Source organism: Varibaculum sp. GTC20041, assembly GCF_055387755.1.
The window spans coordinates 432,915-450,767 of the sequence record NZ_AP041144.1 but is presented as its reverse complement, the minus strand read 5'-3'; the positions used below and the strand labels follow the sequence as shown (position 1 = coordinate 450,767).

The 17,853-nt window shown below is 52.0% G+C and carries 15 protein-coding genes and 1 riboswitch; of the genes, 1 reads left to right on the top strand and 14 read right to left on the bottom strand.

What is annotated here, in order from left to right:
- Positions 1-21: 21 nt before the first annotated feature.
- The 11 genes from ACZ5BI_RS01815 to rpmE all read right to left on the bottom strand — a co-directional run bounded on the left by ACZ5BI_RS01815 (position 22) and on the right by rpmE (position 9,590).
- Positions 22-540: a hypothetical protein gene (locus ACZ5BI_RS01815; protein WP_464896502.1), complete on the bottom strand. Its 519-nt coding sequence runs from the start codon at positions 538-540 to the stop codon at positions 22-24.
- Entirely contained in the window at positions 537-1,682 is a 1,146-nt protein-coding gene (locus ACZ5BI_RS01810; protein ID WP_464896501.1) for a glycosyltransferase family 4 protein, read from the bottom strand. The genes ACZ5BI_RS01815 and ACZ5BI_RS01810 overlap by 4 nt, the downstream gene beginning before the upstream one ends.
- Before the next feature lie 10 nt (positions 1,683-1,692).
- Positions 1,693-2,316, bottom strand: coding sequence for an L-threonylcarbamoyladenylate synthase (locus ACZ5BI_RS01805; RefSeq protein WP_464896500.1), 624 nt, complete (start codon positions 2,314-2,316; stop codon positions 1,693-1,695).
- A 15-nt stretch (positions 2,317-2,331) separates the two neighbouring features.
- A complete protein-coding gene (locus ACZ5BI_RS01800) occupies positions 2,332-2,619 on the bottom strand; it encodes a hypothetical protein (protein ID WP_464896499.1) in 288 nt (95 codons plus the stop codon).
- 189 nt (positions 2,620-2,808) lie between these two features.
- Positions 2,809-3,663 carry a peptide chain release factor N(5)-glutamine methyltransferase gene (prmC, locus tag ACZ5BI_RS01795; RefSeq protein ID WP_464896498.1) on the bottom strand — a complete coding sequence of 285 codons (855 nt, stop codon included), beginning with the start codon at positions 3,661-3,663 and terminating at the stop codon, positions 2,809-2,811.
- 22 nt (positions 3,664-3,685) lie between these two features.
- A complete protein-coding gene (prfA, locus tag ACZ5BI_RS01790; protein WP_464896810.1) occupies positions 3,686-4,723 on the bottom strand; it encodes a peptide chain release factor 1 in 1,038 nt (345 codons plus the stop codon).
- Positions 4,724-5,000: 277 nt separating this feature from the next.
- Positions 5,001-6,533, bottom strand: a complete 1,533-nt coding sequence (locus ACZ5BI_RS01785) for an FGGY-family carbohydrate kinase (protein ID WP_464896497.1) — start codon at positions 6,531-6,533, stop codon at positions 5,001-5,003.
- Positions 6,534-6,561: 28 nt separating this feature from the next.
- Positions 6,562-7,203: a deoxyribose-phosphate aldolase gene (gene deoC, locus ACZ5BI_RS01780; RefSeq protein ID WP_316086049.1), complete on the bottom strand. Its 642-nt coding sequence runs from the start codon at positions 7,201-7,203 to the stop codon at positions 6,562-6,564.
- Between the two features lie 2 nt (positions 7,204-7,205).
- On the bottom strand, positions 7,206-8,156 hold the full coding sequence (locus tag ACZ5BI_RS01775) for a sugar-binding transcriptional regulator (RefSeq protein ID WP_316086048.1): 951 nt from the start codon (positions 8,154-8,156) through the stop codon (positions 7,206-7,208).
- Positions 8,157-8,161: 5 nt separating this feature from the next.
- Entirely contained in the window at positions 8,162-9,211 is a 1,050-nt protein-coding gene (locus ACZ5BI_RS01770) for a galactitol-1-phosphate 5-dehydrogenase (RefSeq protein ID WP_464896496.1), read from the bottom strand.
- 160 nt (positions 9,212-9,371) lie between these two features.
- Positions 9,372-9,590: a 50S ribosomal protein L31 gene (gene rpmE / locus ACZ5BI_RS01765; protein ID WP_024059374.1), complete on the bottom strand. Its 219-nt coding sequence runs from the start codon at positions 9,588-9,590 to the stop codon at positions 9,372-9,374.
- Between the two features lie 361 nt (positions 9,591-9,951).
- Here rpmE and ACZ5BI_RS01760 point away from each other — a divergent pair, with 361 nt between their 5' ends.
- Entirely contained in the window at positions 9,952-11,397 is a 1,446-nt protein-coding gene (locus ACZ5BI_RS01760) for a L,D-transpeptidase (protein WP_464896495.1), read from the top strand.
- On the opposite strand, the gene ACZ5BI_RS01755 is transcribed toward ACZ5BI_RS01760, so the two are convergent.
- The 3 genes from ACZ5BI_RS01755 to ACZ5BI_RS01745 all read right to left on the bottom strand — a co-directional run bounded on the left by ACZ5BI_RS01755 (position 11,394) and on the right by ACZ5BI_RS01745 (position 17,844).
- Positions 11,394-13,538: an alpha/beta fold hydrolase gene (locus tag ACZ5BI_RS01755; RefSeq protein ID WP_464896494.1), complete on the bottom strand. Its 2,145-nt coding sequence runs from the start codon at positions 13,536-13,538 to the stop codon at positions 11,394-11,396. The two genes, ACZ5BI_RS01760 and ACZ5BI_RS01755, sit on opposite strands and share 4 nt — an antisense overlap.
- Positions 13,539-13,722: 184 nt before the next feature.
- Positions 13,723-15,333 carry a bifunctional phosphoribosylaminoimidazolecarboxamide formyltransferase/IMP cyclohydrolase gene (purH, locus tag ACZ5BI_RS01750; RefSeq protein WP_464896493.1) on the bottom strand — a complete coding sequence of 537 codons (1,611 nt, stop codon included), beginning with the start codon at positions 15,331-15,333 and terminating at the stop codon, positions 13,723-13,725.
- Between the two features lie 27 nt (positions 15,334-15,360).
- A riboswitch (ZMP/ZTP riboswitch) is annotated at positions 15,361-15,439 on the bottom strand.
- A gap of 29 nt (positions 15,440-15,468) precedes the next feature.
- Entirely contained in the window at positions 15,469-17,844 is a 2,376-nt protein-coding gene (locus ACZ5BI_RS01745; RefSeq protein ID WP_464896492.1) for a cell division protein PerM, read from the bottom strand.
- Between the last annotated feature and the right edge of the window lie 9 nt (positions 17,845-17,853).

The following is a 17,853-nucleotide window of genomic DNA, read 5'->3' as shown; positions in this document are numbered from 1 at the left end:
TTTACCATAGAAATAGCTAGTCTAGAGCTTTCCAATAGTTATTTTATTGGTTTTCGTTACTACTCGTGCCTCTCCAATAGTGGTTAGTAAAATTGCGGTTACCAACACCAGAAAGATCACTTTGCTATCAACCTGCGGCAGAGGGCGAAGCGCCGCTACCGCCACGATAACTATGACCAGTTTCACTAAATAGGCTCCAAAAACATAGCCGCTAGTGCGCAGCGGATCTCGCAATACCAACCGGTTGGCGCCGATTCCAACGGCCGCCACCACCCACATGATTACCATGGCGCAAAGAGCCCCTAGTGCCCCTGGCCAAGAACGAAGTATGCCTGCCGCCGGTACGGAAATCAGGGTTAGGATCGCCAAGATCACGACAACAGCGCGATTTCCTTTGCGAATGGCCATCCGCGCGCCGTAGCGATCAGCTACGGTGGTGACTTCCGGTGTCCGCGGACTCCTTCCGTCAGTATCTCGATATGCAGGGGGGAAGCCCCTCCCCGACGTTCCTTCGGAGAACCTTTCGACATCTTCGTTCATCGACCATCCTTTCCTCGTACATGCCGGGGATGGGGATCCGCGCCCTGTGAATAGTAACTACGCAATCCCGGTAAGTAGGAAATGGTAACTATCAGACATATTATTCCGCCTAGCACTGCCAGCATTAACTCGGGAAGCCAGTCAAGCTTTAGCAAACAAACTGCCAGTACCGAAAAGTAAAATGCCCACAGGTACATCACCAACACTGCGCGACGATGCGAATGCCCCATCTTCAACAGGCGATGATGCAGGTGAAGACGATCTGGTTTGAAGGGGCTTTGCCCATTGGCCAGGCGGCGAATCACCGCCATTACCATGTCTGCGAAAGGTAGAGCCATTACTGCCAGCGGCAAAAGCAGCGGAATCGCTGCCGGCAGGAACTGTGATGTGCCCAGAGAAACCGGATCGATTTGTCCAGTAACTACGATGAACATGCAAGAAATGGTCAGCCCCAGCAGCATCGAGCCCGAGTCTCCCATGAAAATAGTTGCGGGATGAAAGTTAGAGGCTAGAAAACCTAGGCAAACCCCCACAATTACGATTCCGATCATGGCAGCGAAGGAGGCATAACTTTGCGCGTTGGTCAGGCGAATCAATAGATATGAATAGATAAAGAATGCTCCCGCTCCAATCAAAGTGATTCCGGCTGCTAAACCGTCAAGACCATCAACAAAGTTAACCGCATTGGTAGAAAACACTATGATCAGCACGGTTATCAGAATCGACATCTTGGTTGAGGGAATAGTCATCCCAAAGATAGGGAACGAAACCACTTGAATGCCCTGCCAAGCGACCGCAGCCGCGATCAAGACCTGTCCGGAGAGTTTAGTCCACCAATTCAAGTCATAAACGTCGTCCACTACCCCCAGCACTGTTATCGCGATCGAACCAAAGATGAGCGCCCACACCTGGGGATCGGCGTAAAACTGGGAAAAATAAGGCATCTGCCGCGAAATCAAAAACGCCCCTAGCAGTCCGCACAACATAGCAACCCCACCAAGTCGCGGAGTGGGCACCTGGTGAACGTCGCGCTCCCTCACCGGGGTCAAAACGTGAAGTGCCAAAGAGATACGGCGCACTATCGGGGTCACCAAAAAAGTAATCGCACAAGCAATTACTCCCAGTAACAGATAGGCTTTCACGCGTTTCTCCCTATTGTTTTGTTGCTTTCCCGGCAACCGCTACAAGCTGGCGGGGCGGGATTGCCCCGCTGCGTAGCACCGAGTACCCTGATTCCTCTACTTTAACTATGGTGGATGGTTCTCCAATCTGACTAGGACCGGCGTCGATATACTCGGCGACCTTATCAGAGAAATATTCTTGCGCTTGCCTAACCGTTTGTGCAGGCGGCAGCCCATGAAGATTCGCCGAAGTTACTGCCAGCGGTCCGTTTTCTTGCAGTAATTGCAAAAGATCACTTTGATTTGGTTGGCGCAGGGCTACGGTTCCTCCCGTTACCCCCAGGTCGAGTGGCAAATCTTTTCGCGCTGGTAACACCACGGTTAGAGCTCCCGGCCAAAACCTCTCCATAAACACTCTGGCCAGAGCCGGAATCTCGGGTACCAAAGCACCAGCTTGCGAGATACTACTTACTAGTACCGGGGAGGGGAAATCCCGGCCTCTACCTTTTGCCGTTAGCAACCTATCTACTGCGGAAGCCGAAAAAGGGTCGGCCGCTATTCCATAGACCGTATCGGTGGGTACTACCAGTAGTTTTCCCGCCGCTATCAGACTTTTGAGACTAGTTATATCTTGCTTACTAAGCGGAGTTCGCATACTTGCATATTAGCCTTATCGACGTTGCTTGCGCCCATAGGTGATCACTGCGCTTCCCGCCCAAATGCTAAGCAGGGAAAATCCGGTCAGCCAAATATCGCGTTGACCTCCGGTTTGGGCTAGCTGCCTGGGGGCAGTCGGGGCACTACTTTGCGAGGAAGGAGGATTCGTCTGCTCGGTAGGGGTAGGCTTGCTAGTTTCCGGGATAGGCAGCGGAGTCGTTGGCTCCGCCTCGGCAGTAATCGTAACTTCTTTAGGGGTGCTACTAGTACTACTGGGAGGGACGTCCAGAGGAGCTTCCACGTAATGCAAAGTTGGTTGGGGGGGACGGATCCTCTGCAAAGGCGGTAGCGGTGAAAAATACAGGTACTAGCGCCGCGGCGGTTAATGCCCCTAACACGCGAAACCAAGCCGCCATTGCCGCACCCTTCTGCTATCTTTCAGCCACTTTACCTTAACGTTAGCATCATTTGAGAGACCTTAATCTGATCCTCACTTTCGTGCCATGAGATAACGAGGACGCCCGGCGAGATCCCGCTGCGTCCTCATTTGACTAAATCCCATTTTACCAGCGTATTCACAGAGCTTTTCCCCTTGCGTGGGGTCGTGTTCCATGGCCAATACTCCGTCTTTACCCAGGAGCCGAAAAGCTTGTTTCACGGTTTGCATCGGAATATGGAGGCCGTCGTCTCCCCCACCCCAGAGCGCCAGCGGGGGGTCCTTTAAGGCTTCTGGCTGCGTAATAGTACCGGGCGGAACATAGGGAGGGTTGCTGACCACTAGATCAAATTGCCCCGCTTGCTCTTCCCATAAACCAGGGTCAGCCACATCTGCGCAACTCACACTGATGCGCCGCGCGAGCTGTGGGTAACGTTCCAGATTCTTCCGCGCTACTCTCAAGGCTTTTTCGCTAATCTCCACCATAAATACCTCAGCCGCAGGCAATTCTCGGGCGAGTGTCAGGGCAATAGCACCCGATCCCGCACATAAATCGGCAGCTAAGCCCGCTTCCCTAGCCCCCCGAGGGCGCAGCGCTAGTTCTACTAGATACTCGGTTTCCGGACGCACGATAAAGACATCAGGGCTGGAGAACAAGCGAAAGGAACCGAAAAACATCTCATTTAGCACATGCTGCAATGGTTCGTGGCTGCAGCGCCGTTTCACCAGTTCTCGGAAATCTTGCGTCTGAGCGGGAGTTAACTCCTGGGGGGCAAACAGAAATTCATCGGCTCCACATGCGGCACAATAAAGCGCCATGATTTCTCGCGCCGGCTCAATTCCAGCTTCCGCATAGCGCTGGCGCGCCCAGCCAAACGCCTCCGGGCGAGAGAAACCAGCTTGACTCATCAGATGATCTACGCAGAATCTATTAAGCTGACTGTCCGGAAAGCTGTTCTAGACGATGCTCCTCGTCAAGTTTGATCGCCGAGTCAATCACTGGCTGCAACTGCCCGTTAAGTACCTGGTCAAGGTTATAGGCTTTGTACCCGGTGCGGTGATCAGCAATCCGATTCTCCGGGAAGTTATAGGTACGGATACGTTCAGAGCGATCTACGGTCCGCACCTGAGAATGACGTTGCTCTGCCGCCTCGGCCTCCCGTTTCGCCTCTTCCTCTGCCTTTAAACGCGCCCGCAACACCCGGAACGCGGCCTCCCGGTTTTGGATCTGCGACTTCTCGTTTTGCATACTGACCACGATTCCAGTGGGAATATGGGTCAGACGGACTGCGGAATCGGTGGTATTAACCGACTGTCCACCCGGCCCGGAGGATCGGAAAACATCTACCCGCACCTCATTGGGGTCGATCTCTACCTCTCCCGCGTCTTCTACCTCCGGCATCACTAATACCCCGGCAGCAGAGGTGTGAATGCGTCCTTGCGACTCGGTGACCGGTACTCGCTGCACTCGGTGCACTCCGCCCTCATACTTCAGGTTCGCCCAGACGCCTTCTTCGGGGGCTACGTTCCCCTTAGCTTTGATCGCGATCTGGGCATCTTTGATCCCACCCAAGTCGTTAACAGTGGAGTCCATGATCTGTACGCTCCAGCCTTTGGCTTCTGCAAAACGTTCGTACATTCGCAGCAAATCCCCGGCGAATAGGGCGGATTCATCCCCACCTGCACCCGCTTTAATCTCCATAATGACGTCACGAGCATCATCAGGATCGCGGGGTGCCAACACTTTACGGAGCTTATCTAACGCTTGACTTTCAGCCTGTTCCATCTGGGGAATCTCGGAGGCAAAGTCAGGATCTTCCTTAGCCAGCTCTTGTCCGGCATGTAAATCTTCCTGCGCATTCTTCCAAGTCTCATAGGCTTTCGCTATCTGTGCCAACTGGGTGTGACGGCGACCGATTTTGCGAGCCTGCTGCTGATCCTTTTGCACTTGCGGATCGCCCATCTTCATTTCCAGTTCAGTTTTTTCTGCGATGAGGGCCTCTACGGCTTCCTCGTCAATCGGCGATCCCACAGTTGCTCCTTATTACTCTTCGCGAACTGACTTCTACTCTACGTTGCCGGCGGGGTGAACCAAAAAAACAGCTGTCCCGGATCTGTGGGAAAACACAACTTATTACGAGAGTAAGGGAATACGGTGAAAGGGTCTATTGGATCTATTTACCTCAATAACGGGGGTGCAGTTACCCTTACTTAACCGCACCCCCGTTTGATGCCGTACTCTAGCTTTAGGAAATATGGTGCGCTATCTTGCTACTTACCGGAGCCAGGGCTTCGTATATTTCTAAATATCTCTGGTGGTAGAACTGATACTCGCTAGTTGCATCGGAGTTTGGTTCAATCGCATCCGCCATCTCAACCATCTCTTTTGCTGCACTCCTAATATCTTTATGCAAACCAGCCCCAATTGACGCCAATATCGCGCCGCCCATCAGCGGCCCTGCTGTATTCTTCGGGAATAACATCGGTACCCCAGTGACATCTGCATGCATCTGCATCCAGAATCTCGATTTCGTCGGCCCGCCAGAAACCACCACTTTTACCGGGTCGAATCCTTTATCCCGGAAGGTGTCAAAAATAGTTTTTGTTCCATAACAAACCGACTCCAGAACAGCTCGGTACAGGTGAGCTTCAGTATGCGAAAGAGTCAGCCCAGTGAACGCTCCCCGGGAATAGGGATTGGAAAAAGGAGAACGATTTCCTTGGAAATGATCCAACGCGACAACCCCGTCACAGCCTATTGGAATCTGCTGAGCCTGTGCATCCAAATACTTGTAAAGATCTGCGGATACGTTGCTGGAACTATGGGCATCAACCGTAAACCTATTCGTGAACCAATTATTCACTGAACCTGATGAAATCTGTCCTGCTTCAACTGTGTAAAGACCAGGAATAATAGCATCGTAATACGCTCCCCAGATCCCTTTGGCATAGATAGCTTGATCTGTTTGCCCTAACATTACGTGAGAAGAACCGGTAATTAGAGCCAAGGATCCTTCATCAACAACTCCCAGTCCGATTGCACCGACATGAGCATCGATACCACCCATCGTGACAGGAATTCCCGCAGGTAAACCAAGCTCTTGCGCGGCGCCACGACTTAGTTCACCCACTACTTCGCCCATATTCAACACGTTGCTAGGTAGTTTTCCTAGGGCATCGGGAATTCCTGCCTCTTCGTAGAGGCTAGTGGGCCAGCCGGACCAGTTTGAGTCGTAGAAGTATTTACAGGTAGCTGTGCAAATCGACATTGCCCACTCGCCTGTTAACTTGAAATTCATCCAGTCGACACAATCAACGAGTACCTCTGCCTTCTTATATATATCGGGCTCATTTTCGGCCAGCCACATCAGCTTGGGCACACCCCACTCGGCAGATACCGTTTGCATTCCCGCGTATTTAAGAGCAGGATCCCCGGTACTGGTAAGTTTTTCAGCTTGTTTAGCAGCTCTAACATCCATCCACAGCAGGCAGGGACGGAGAGGATTCCCACTGCTATCGCAAGGGATTACCGTAGCAGAAGTCCCATCAACCGCAATTCCCGCGAAGGCGTCAGCCGGCAGGCTAAGCAGCAATTTCCCAATAGCAGTTTTTAATCCATCCCACCAGTCTTGGGGATTTTGCTCAGCATGAGCAGGTTTTGGAGTGTAAGTATCCACTGAAGCGGATGCTGAATCAAGCATCTTGCCATCCGGAGTAACAGCCGCAACCCTTACTCCTCCAGTTCCAACATCGATACTTAGCAATAATTTATCATCCATTTTTAACCCCATTGTTAATAGATATTTCTTACTTACTTAGAACTGCTCTTGAACCTGACAAGCCCAGGCGATTGGCTCCCGCATCAACCATTGCTGAAGCCGTTTCGGGATCGCGAATGCCTCCAGAGGCTTTAACTCCTATTTCGTCACTCACGGTCTTGCGCATTAACTTCACTGCTTCTACGGACGCTCCCCCAGATTTATGAAATCCAGTAGAAGTTTTCACAAAATTAGCTCCAGCTTTTTCTGCGCATTGACAGACTTGAACAATTTCATCCTTGGTTAAACAGGCAGATTCGATGATTACCTTGAGTACCACGTTTTCGGAAATAGCATCGCGCACTGCTTTGATATCGGAAACAAGATAGTCCCAGTCATGCTCTTTGGCTTTTCCAACGTTAATAACCATATCTATCTCGTCAGCACCATTTTCTACCGCTAGCCTTGCCTCGAGAGCTTTCACCTCACTTGCATGAGCACCACTCGGAAAACCGCACACGGCAGCAACCTTTAAAGACTTAGGAGTGGAAATAGGTAACATGCTCGGTGAGACACATACCGAGTAAGTACCGAGTTCCACCGCTTCCTCAATTAGCTCTTTAACATCCTCGGAGGTGGCTTCGGGAGCCAGCAGGGTGTGATCGATAATATTTGCAGATACTTTTGTCATGATTACCTTTCTGCTAATACTTCCTTAGCTGTTTTTTCATCGGTAATTAAAGTGGTCATAAAGCCACCTTTTAGAGCAGCTCTGGTGATTGACGCTTTGTTTTCACCAACGGCTACCCCAATGGATTTTTTAATCCCTTTCAGTGTTTTTAAATCAACACCAATAGTTCTGGATTCCAACTCTGGATTCACTATGTCTCCGGCGCCGTTAATAAAACGGCCGAGAATATCTCCCACGCCACCATTGGATCTTAAATAGCTAACATCCTGGCGGGTAATGCATCCGGATTCGACGAGTACCGAGTCGAACCTCAAAGCTCCCAGTGAAAAAATCGCTACATCGACCTGACGCCCAATATCGAGCACGCTTGCTACTCCAGGATCTTCGCGAAGATCCTGTGCCAATGAAACTTTTGAAACAATTGCTGGACAAGGCAGGCCCTTGGCTTTACCATCTGCCTTTTGTGCGAAGCTCAAAATAGTTTCTTGGACAGATTGAGCTGAAGATAGTGCTGCGACTCCTCCGTTGAGTTGGACAATCATAGGATCTACTGCCCATCCTGATTCCAATGCTTTCGCTACCTCAGCGAGTGTGCGTCCCCAAGAGACTCCCACAAGCTGCGGCATAGGCTTAAGCTCAGCTAAGTACTTGGCGCTTTCATTGGCTACTGCGGTAACAGTATCTTCTAGATTCAAACGATTCCGCACTACGATGGTTCGGGACAGCGAAAAACGATTGGTTATTTCTTCCTCAAGAGAACTGACCCGAACATAGGGATCAACGATTTCGATCGAAACATACCCCTCGTCATAGGCTTCTTGCAGTAGTCGCCGTACCGTCCACCGGGAACAGTTCAGCTCTTGTGCAACTTGGGAGGTGGTTTTCCGTTCTAAAAAATATAACCGGGACGCCCCCAAGACCTGTTCTCTGCGGTATTCACTGGGAAGCTTCATATGAACTATTGACGAGTCTTTTCCGGCATGAAAATAACCTTAGAGCTATGAATCTCCCGGTTGTACATACGTCTTATCGTCTCTGCTACAGAATCCAAGCCAAGCTCGTGGGTAATCATGAACTCCCATTTCAGGTCTCCAGAATTTAGTTTTTCTACCGCGGTCCTCCATTCATGGCCGGGGAACGGTGCAGAGAAAGAGTTCCATGACCCCATAATTTCCGCTTCTAAACGCATCAAACGTGCCCAACTTGAATCCGAAATCGTGATATCAGCATTGGGAATACCAATCAAAACTAACTCTCCGTGCCGAGCCAGTACAGATACTGCAAGATCAGGAACAACTCTGGCTCCGGAAGTCTCAATAATGACGTCAAATCCACCGCCGATGTCTTCCAGATCCTTCCAGTCGCTGACTGCCTCATCAGCCCCGGCTTCTTTTGCCAACGGTATTTTCTCTTTTGTCACATCAATAGATACCACCTGGGAAGCACCCATGATTCGTGCCCACTGAATTGCGAAAAGTCCAATGGGTCCGCCCCCGCCCGTTACCGCAACTCGTGACCCTACAGTTAGCTTAGTGCGGAGAATAGCATGCAGAGCGATAGCAGCTGGATCCACCATAGCTGCAGCTCTCAAGTCCAGACTATCGGGAACTTTCAATAACAAATCGGCCGGGCCGCATACGTATTCTGCGTAGGCTCCATGTCGGCGCGATCCGTAGTAATCATAGTTTTCACACAGCGAGAAGTGCCCCTGCTGACAAGGTCCGCATTTAAAGCACGGCAACATGGGAGGCACCGTTACATGATCGCCCGCCTTCACAGAAGTTACACCCTCGCCCACTTCTTCTACTACCGCCGAGAATTCATGCCCGGTAATAAGAGGCAGTTTGTGGGGTCCTTTTTTGTACATTCTGTCTAAATCAGATCCACATACTCCACATGCAGCGATCTTTAGTAGCGCTTCCCCGGATCCAGGTTTGGGAACATCTACCTGTTCCAGCCGAATATCGTCAACCCCATACATAACTACTGCAGTCATTTTTTCTGCCATATCTGCCTCCTATCAGTCTAAACAAGCTTCTTTGCTTGCTAACTAAACGCTAGTTGTTTAGGTAGCTCATACGGCAAATAAAGAAAAAACTGCACCATTGGTGCAGTGAAAAATAAAAAGGGGTGGCCGACGCGCTCGCCGGCCACCCCTAAAACAAAGCTTACTTTTCGCGCTTGCGCTTGCCATAACGGGCTTCGAAGCGGGCAACCCGTCCCCCGGTATCCATAATCTTCTGCTTGCCGGTATAGAAGGGATGGCAAGCGGAGCACACATCTACCCGCATAGTGCCGGAGGTAATAGTAGAACGGGTTTCAAAGGTGTTCCCACAGGTACAAGTAACCGTGGTGGGAACATATTCGGGATGAATTCCCTGTTTCATGGTTTCTCCTTGAGGTTCTCAGGGCGCCGGGTCCAAATGCAGGTTACATAAGGTGAACCGGAACCGGATTTGATTATGCCACTTTGCATATTGGTAACGCCAGTTCTCAGCCAAAATGTGGTGGGGGTGACCTTTTGATTTTTCTGCATTCCGCCAGTGTTCACTATCCGAAAAACAATTCTGATAACAATCTCATAACAGCAGGAGTCTTGTAAGACTATTACTGCTGGTCAAGGAAGATAAAAACCGGCTCTACCTGCACTGTGAGCAGACTTACCCAACCTGGCCATGTTGGAAGTCATTCAAGGCCGTTAGGATGAAGGTGTTATTTGACCGAGCCGTTTTGGAAGCACAGATACCAATGTCGAAGAAAGCAAAAATTACCATTGCCGTGTTAGTTACCGCGCTGGTGGCGCTGGTGGCGCTGGTGGCGGCATTCGCTATTTATGTGACCTACTACGCGATAGGGAAAAAGGCACTGCCGGGAACCACGGTAGGGGAAGTCAAAGTATCGGGAATGACCAGTTCCCAGATCCAAAAGCAACTGGAAGCCGCCCAAACCGACTACAAGGCAACTTTCTCAGGCCAGGGAATCGCAGAGAAATCATTTACCCCGCAAGAAATCGGCTACCGGTTAGATGCGAAAGCTACTGCAAAGAACGCCACGGAACGAGACAGTGCTTTCAGCTACGTCAGCAGGCTATTTACTTCCCGTCAGGTAGATATCGTTCACGAAATCGATCCGGCAGTAACCAATAAACTTTCGCAGGATCTATCCAAAGATATTCCAGAAGCTAAACCTGCTACCGAGCCGGTTGTGAAACCTAATGCAGAAGGAACCGGGTTTGAAGTGATTCCTGGCAAGGACGGGTTCGGCGCGGACACCCATACGCTGGTTGCAGCCGCTAAAAAGGTTATGGATACTCAAAAGGATCAACTCTCCTCCTTGGAGGTGAGCCCAGTTAAACCACTAGCTAGCCAAGAAATGGCACAACAAATGGCGGATGCCGCCGCTAAGCTAACGGAAAACAAAGTTACGATTGCTGCGGGAGAAAAGACCTTCACCGCTGATCAAAAAGCAAAAGTTAGTTTTGTAAAAATTCCTGCAATCAGTAAAACCGCTAAACCCGAAGCAAATCAGCAGGCTGTCGGAGACTGGGTCAATAAGAATAAAGGGGAAGTTGAAGTTAAGAAGGTTGACGGAAAACGATTCGTCAATAGCGCTGGCAAAGTTCTGAAAACCGAGACCGAGCCTAAAGATGGGGTGACGGTCAGTAATGTTGAAAAACTTACCCAAGAAATAACTAAGAATTTCGCCGCTGGAAAAGACAGTTCCCTCAGCTACGAAACCCAGGTTGAAAAAGCTAGCGTCAAAGACAAAACCATTGCTGACGGCGCCGAAAAATTAGCCTATATGGCGGCGCCGGGAGAAAAATGGATTGATATTAACCTGTCGAACTACACGGTAACTGGATATGAAGGCGCTTCAGTAGTGAAAGGCCCGACCTCTATGGTTCCCGGAGCTCCTGCTACCCCCACCATTAAAGGTAACTTCGCTATCGAACGTAAATATCGCTCTAAAACCATGCGGGGATTCAATACTGACGGCAGTCGCTATGTTTCTCCGAACGTCCCCTACGCCATGTTCTTCTCCGGAGGCTACGCGCTGCACGGAGCTCCTTGGCGCGGATCCTTCGGCTGGGGAGGCCCGGGAGGATCTCACGGTTGCGTGAATATGCCGGTTGGCGGGGCTCGTGATTTCTACGATTGGGCACCGATCGGAACCCCGGTGATATCCCACTCTTAGCGGGATATCAGCCAGGAAATAATCTGGTTTCCGCTGGCGCGCAGCCCGTCGTGGTGCAAATCCTCTTTCTCCAAGATATTTGCTCCCATAACCCTACCGGTATTTAGCGATAGGGCGCGGGGAACGAAAATGTCGTCCCGGTAAACCACCGCATGTACCGGAACTTGATTATCCGCCAATCTCTGCGGGTCATAGAGTACCGGCCACTCGGTTTCCGCCGCCAAATCGTCTGCCAGTTCCGCTAGGGAATTGAGTGCGGGATCGCTGGCGAACACCCAGCGACCAAAATGCTCCCCAGTCAGGTAATAAGGTTTGCTCTTGTCTAGGGGATCGGCGTTTTGCGCGAACCCGGGAGCTTTTTTCCGAATTCGATCTGCCGCCCAGGCGGTGGGCTCCACTTCGCTTTGCGGGACGGCGTTCCCGTAAATAGTTTCATGCAAGAGGGCGTAGAGGGGGTCTAAGGAAAAGCTGACTCGTCCTCCTACCTGCCCTAAAAATTCTTGGGTGAGGTGACGCTTGCCCCCGATGTGAACAAACGGCGCCTCGAACAGGTAGCGCAGATTTTCCAGGCCGAGCGTGCGTCCCAGCTCCAGACCTACCTGCCTAATCCGATTGGGGGTTAGTTTTTCTCCATTAGGCAGGTATTCATCGTGTTCTAGCACGTGGGCACAAGTTTGCCGGACTGCTTCTTCCATACCGGGCACGGCGTAGAACTCTTGGCAACGCCGCGCGGTGGCCGCGAAAGTTTGCTCGTAAATCCGGTTTACCTTGGTCAGCCCCGGCAATCCCCCGGTGATATAGGCTTTTTCGATAGCCTCGGGGAAGCGAGACAGATAGGCGGTAATAATAAAACCACCGAAGCTTTGCCCCATGACTGTCCATTTTTTTATCCCCAGGGCGCGGCGCAGTGCTTCGGCGTCCCCTACAATCTGGTCGGCGCGCATCAGTCGCAACCAAGCTCCGGCGCGGGTTCCTAGAGCAGGAATAGTGACATTATCGAGCGGGGTGGAGCGTCCAGTTCCCCGCTGGTCAAGCATGATTATCCGGTATTTTTCCAGGGCGGCGCCGAACCAGGGAGCAGACCAGTCTGCTGGACGAGATCCTTTACACCCCGGGCCGCCCTGGAAATAAATCAGATAGGGACGATTTTCCTCATCATCGAGGGCGATTTCGCGGGCATAAATCTGGATATTGGTTTTCTTGATTTCCGCATCTACCCAGGGGGGAAGGAACTGGCTTTCTGGCGTAGAGGTGATCGACTTTTCCGGCGACTTTGCAGAGGTTTGTTCGTCGGGAGCGACCGCAAAAAGCTCGCTCTGCACCCCGCTTTCCTGGTTATCTGCTCCTCGTTTTAGGTTTACTACCGGATTTTTCCCCGAGTCCGGGAACAGGTTTAATGCTACTTCCGGATGGTAGAGGGGGACAGTGAGGACATGTTCGCGAATCAGGTAACGCCCTTGGCGATACTCTTTAGGGTTAGGATCTTGTTCTAATTTCGGGTAAAGAGGACGCGCGAGGGCTGATGCCGAACCTGCAGGTTTTTGCGGGTCGCGGGTTTGTTGAGCGCGGCTTTCTTGTCCACCTTCTGCCTTCTGCTCTTGGACGGAACTGGCAGCACTACCACCTGCTGTATCTGCAGCTAGCTCACCGGCAATCTGTTTACCGGTATTCCAGCCTGGCCCAAAATCCGCCTGTCGAGGAGTCCCCGCCTGGAATGCCTTTGCAATCGCCTGGGCATGAGAGTCTGCCTGTTCATTGAGGGGATGCCCAGCGTGCCCCTTTACCCATTCGAAGCTAACTTTCCCCCTCCTGGCAGGGTCAGATAGTAACTGATCTAGGCGTTTCACCAGTTCCAGGTTGGCTACCGGTTTACCACCGCCAGTTTTCCATCCCTTTTTCTTCCAGCCGAACCGCCATTTCGTCAAAATATTAATCACGTACTGGGAGTCCGCCTGGATCAATAAATCATCAGTCATACCCGCAGTTTCGGTGAGTAAATCGGCTACTGCCATCAGCTCTGCCTGATTATTAGTTCCCAGAGTAAAACCACCGGCACGCCAACAATCAGGTGACAGATACCAACACCAGCCGCCTGCACCGGGATTTCCAAGGGAGGAACCATCTGTTGCTGCGATAATCATCGTCGCTCTCCTAACTACACACCTGGAAAATCAAAATAACCTGGGGACGCCTCCCGGCGTCCCCAGGTTATCAGTACACAATCAGATTAACCGCTACGGCAAAGCAATTATTTGCTTAGCCCGATGCTGCATTCACCGCATCTAAAACTCGCGATTACCTAGTCTCTATCCCCGACCTAGCAGCTTAGTGCCAGAAATGGCGAGTACCGGTCAAGTACAGAGTTACGCCGGCTTCTTGACAGGCTTTGATGGTGTCTTCGTCGCGAATCGATCCACCGGGCTGCACAATGGCTTTCACGCCTGCCTCAATCAGGGATTGAGGGCCATCAGCGAAGGGGAAGAACGCATCGGAGGCAGCCACCGAACCACGCGCCCGCTCGGGGGCAGCTTCACCTTCCGGTGCCTGCCCCAAAGTATTGGCGCGTTGAACTGCCAGAGCACAAGAATCTACTCGGTTCACTTGCCCCATCCCGATACCGACAGTGGCCTGTTCTTTTGCCAGCAAAATAGCATTAGACTTCACTGCCCGCACGCTCTTCCAGGCAAAAACCAGATCTGCCAGAGTGTCTTCATCAGCTGGTGTGCCCGCCGCTAAAGTCCAGTTTGCGGGATTGTCTCCCTCGGCTTGCAAACGGTCACGAGTTTGTGCCAGCACTCCCCCGCTGATCTGCCGGAATTCCCATTCCACCGGGGCGTCCGCGTCAATCCGCAAAATCCGCAGGTTCTTCTTAGTCTGCAGCAGCTCCAGTGCCTCTGCTTCATAGTCAGGAGCAATGATAACTTCAGTGAAAATCGGTTTCACCTGCTGCGCCATCTTTAGTGTCACTTTACGGTTACAGGCAATCACTCCGCCATAGGCCGATAGTGGGTCGCAACCGTGCGCCAATAAGTGCGCCTTCGCTACGTCCTCGGCGACTGCAATCCCGCAGGGGTTAGCGTGTTTGATTACCGCCACGCATGGCTCGCTATGGTCGGTGGCTGCGCGCCAAGCCGCATCGGCGTCAGTATAGTTGTTGTAGCTCATGGGTTTGCCGCCCAGCTGCTCTGCCTGCGCCAGACCGCCCTCTTCATCGGTGAAACGGTAGACGGCGGCTTCTTGATGCGGATTCTCCCCATAACGCAAGCTGTGTAGTTCTTTGAGCTGTGGTTTCCACTGTTCTAAGTTAGGCAGGGCGCTGCTAGCGGTAGCTTCGTCCTCGTCCTTTAGTTGCTTCGCAAACCAGGAGGAAATCTGGGTGTCATAATTGGCGGTGTGGTTGAAAGCCGTAGCTGCGAGTTCGCGGCGCTCCGCAGCAGTGAAGCCTCCGCGCTGTAGGGCAGCAGCTAAATCGTCGTAGGAACTAGGATCAACAATCACCGCTACATCGGCGTGATTCTTGGCGGCCGCCCGAATCATTGACGGCCCCCCAATATCAATTTTTTCGATACAATCAGCGAACCCGGCGCCGGAAGCTACCGTGTCCGCGAAGGGATAAAGATTGCAAACCACCAGGTCAATCGGGGTTACTTTGAGTTCTTCTAGCTGGGCAACGTGGGTAGGCAGTTCCCGGTTAGCCAAAATCCCGGCATGAATCAGGGGATGCAGGGTTTTTACCCGTCCATCGAGGCATTCGGGAAACCCGGTTACCTGGGAAACTTCAGTTACCTCTACCCCAGCAGCGGCAATCACTTGAGCAGTAGAACCGGTGGAAACAATTTCAACCCCAGCTGCCTGTAGGTTTTTCGCCAGTTTATCGAGGCCGGTTTTATCATAGACGCTGACCAGGGCACGTTTAATGGGTTTTATTTCGCTCATGACGTGGGAATCCTTTTGTTGCATTCTTTGTCCAGCCCAGGCGAGCGACTGTCCTTTTACGTTCCCCAGTGGTTATCCACTTTTTTCGCCAGTCACGTTAAAACCAGTCTACCCTGCTGGCTTCGGTGGCGAAAGTTAGTCTTGGTCGGGAATTTCGATGGCTTGGGTGGAAGTGTCGTCAGCGCCGCGCCGGGGTTTGCCCGCACGTAGGCGGCCTCGTTTGAAAATTGAACGTTTTATTGCTGGCCGCGTCAGTTCTGCTTCCGGGAGGCGCTGAGCAGAAGATTTGATTTTTTCTAATTCCTGGCGTTCTTTCGCAATAACTTCATCGGTTTTGCGCTCTGCCCAACCTGTGGCCAGGTCTTTTATTTCTTCGGTATCTACCGGCAGGGCTCCCCTAGAGCGCGCAAACTTTTCTTCCGGGCTCTGCCGCAGGGCAGCTGGCTTAGCCACCTGGTCAGCTTGCGATTTTTCGGTAGTTCCGAGGGCGTCCTCGCTGTCTTCAGGAATATTTTCAGTGTTTCTTTCTGTCTCTGCCTTAGTATCACCGTTGTCACCAACGGAGACAGCTTCCGAATCTGTTACCGGAAGCTCTAATGGTGGCGCTACTTGTTCAGTTTCCGTCACCTCTTTCGCAGCTGAGGGCACTTCCTGCGCCTCATTATCTCCGGTCGCCTGCGGCTTCGCGGAGCTATCCTCGCCGCCTGGTTCCTGAGTATCAGCTTCCGCGTCCTCATCCGTAACCGCGGTCTCGGAGCTAACGGGATTTCGGGACTGGAATTCTTTCGCTTTTTCTTTCGCGGCTGCAAAGCCTTGACGACCAGCTCGTTCGCTCGCCCTCTTGAGTTTAAAGAAATTATCTGCCAGGTAAGCGCGAGCATGAGGGTGGGTAACCGTTGCTACCAGTAGGATCGGTATCCATACCAAGATGAACCCCATCGCCGCGGTGGTCAATGGCTCTGGCCCCCACATAGACATGCGTCCCGCGCCGATGGAACCGGAAGCTAAGAAGCAGAACCAAGTAGTTAAAACCGTAAACGAAAGCGTAGCGACTAGGAAAGAAGCCACGTGGGAAAAGAAATCTACCCGCGCCATGGAAGTGTAGAACAGGTATCCGCACAGCAAACTGAGCACTACGATTAGCGCCAATACCCAATATCCGGGAGTTTGTGCAGGTAATGCCCCCAAGATGGGGACTGCAGGAATCGGACCGGTTTTTACCTCCGTTAGCGAACGGATAGTGCCGGTACCTTGTTGAAATCCCGGCCCTAGAATCCAGGCCAGCGCCCAGGTTTGCACAGTAGGCAGATAAAGCAGTTGTGCCAGCCAGATTAGAATCCCTGCCCCTAGGGAAAGACCATACAGGTCTAAGATATTCTTTACTGCCGGGAAATGGGTGATCACTTGGGCAACTACCAGTATCAAGGTTACGATCCCAAATAGTTTGAATACTTTCCAACCAGCCCTTAGCCCCGAAATAACCCAGCCGGGTACGGTCCAAGTGCTATTGGCGCCGTCCCAACTGCGTTCATCACGGTCAATACCGAGGCGTCGGTTTTCCAGATCCTGATTGTAGGCATGATCTGGTTTACTCACGCGGAGAATAAACTGTCGGCTCCAGCTGGTAAACCGTTCATATTCAACCTTTAAACGCGCTTTTGGATGTCGGAGGGACGGTTTTTCCCCGTCGGGACGCTGATCGCGATCAAAGAGATAAAAAGCGTAGATGACCGTAGCGAAACCGTGGAGTAGCGTCCAAAAGAATAGTGCCCCTAGGCTGTAGGTTCCGCGTACGACTAGCCCCACCAGCACGGCAACTATCGCTTGTGCAAAAGGGTAAAACCACAGTACTGCCCGGCTTTCAAGAACAAAGGTGCGCGCTAGCTGCCCTCCTAGCCAAAGATAGGCTATCCACAATCCCAGGGGGATCACTGATAACGTGGCGGCTTGCCCCAGACCAGCAGGGAGAGGAACTGCGAATCCATGAGCCCAGATACTGGCTCCTACCGCCAGGGAGTCCGTCCAAACAGTGTCGGACATCCAAGGGTTGGACGAGGTGGAAAAATAAACCCCGGCACTAACACTCAAGAAAATGAGCCAGGGAATTAGGCAGGTGAGAAGGGCAGCAGCCACCATCCGAGTGATTCCGCGGGGAATTCTCACCGTGAGGGTGCGCCGAGTTTTTTGGGAGCTAGCTTTCGGCGTTAAGTCAGCGGCGTCCCCGGTTACTTTCCCCCCAGTTGGGATTTCCTTACGAATTAACCGGAGCTTGTCCCCCAATCCGCGACTCCCGACTGTATTCGCGCTGCTGCCTGGACGTTTCTTGTCTTTAAAGGCCGACTGTTTGGCTTGCCCCTGGCTTCGCGCTGTAACTTGCTGCTGAGAGTTTTTAGTGGCCTGGGCAGTTGCCCCCTTTTGGGTAGGCGCAACTTGTTTCCTGGCTCCTGCAGATTGGAGAGGATTTTTTGGAACATTAGGCCGGCGCATCCCTACTATTGTCCACTTTTTCACTCTCTTGCC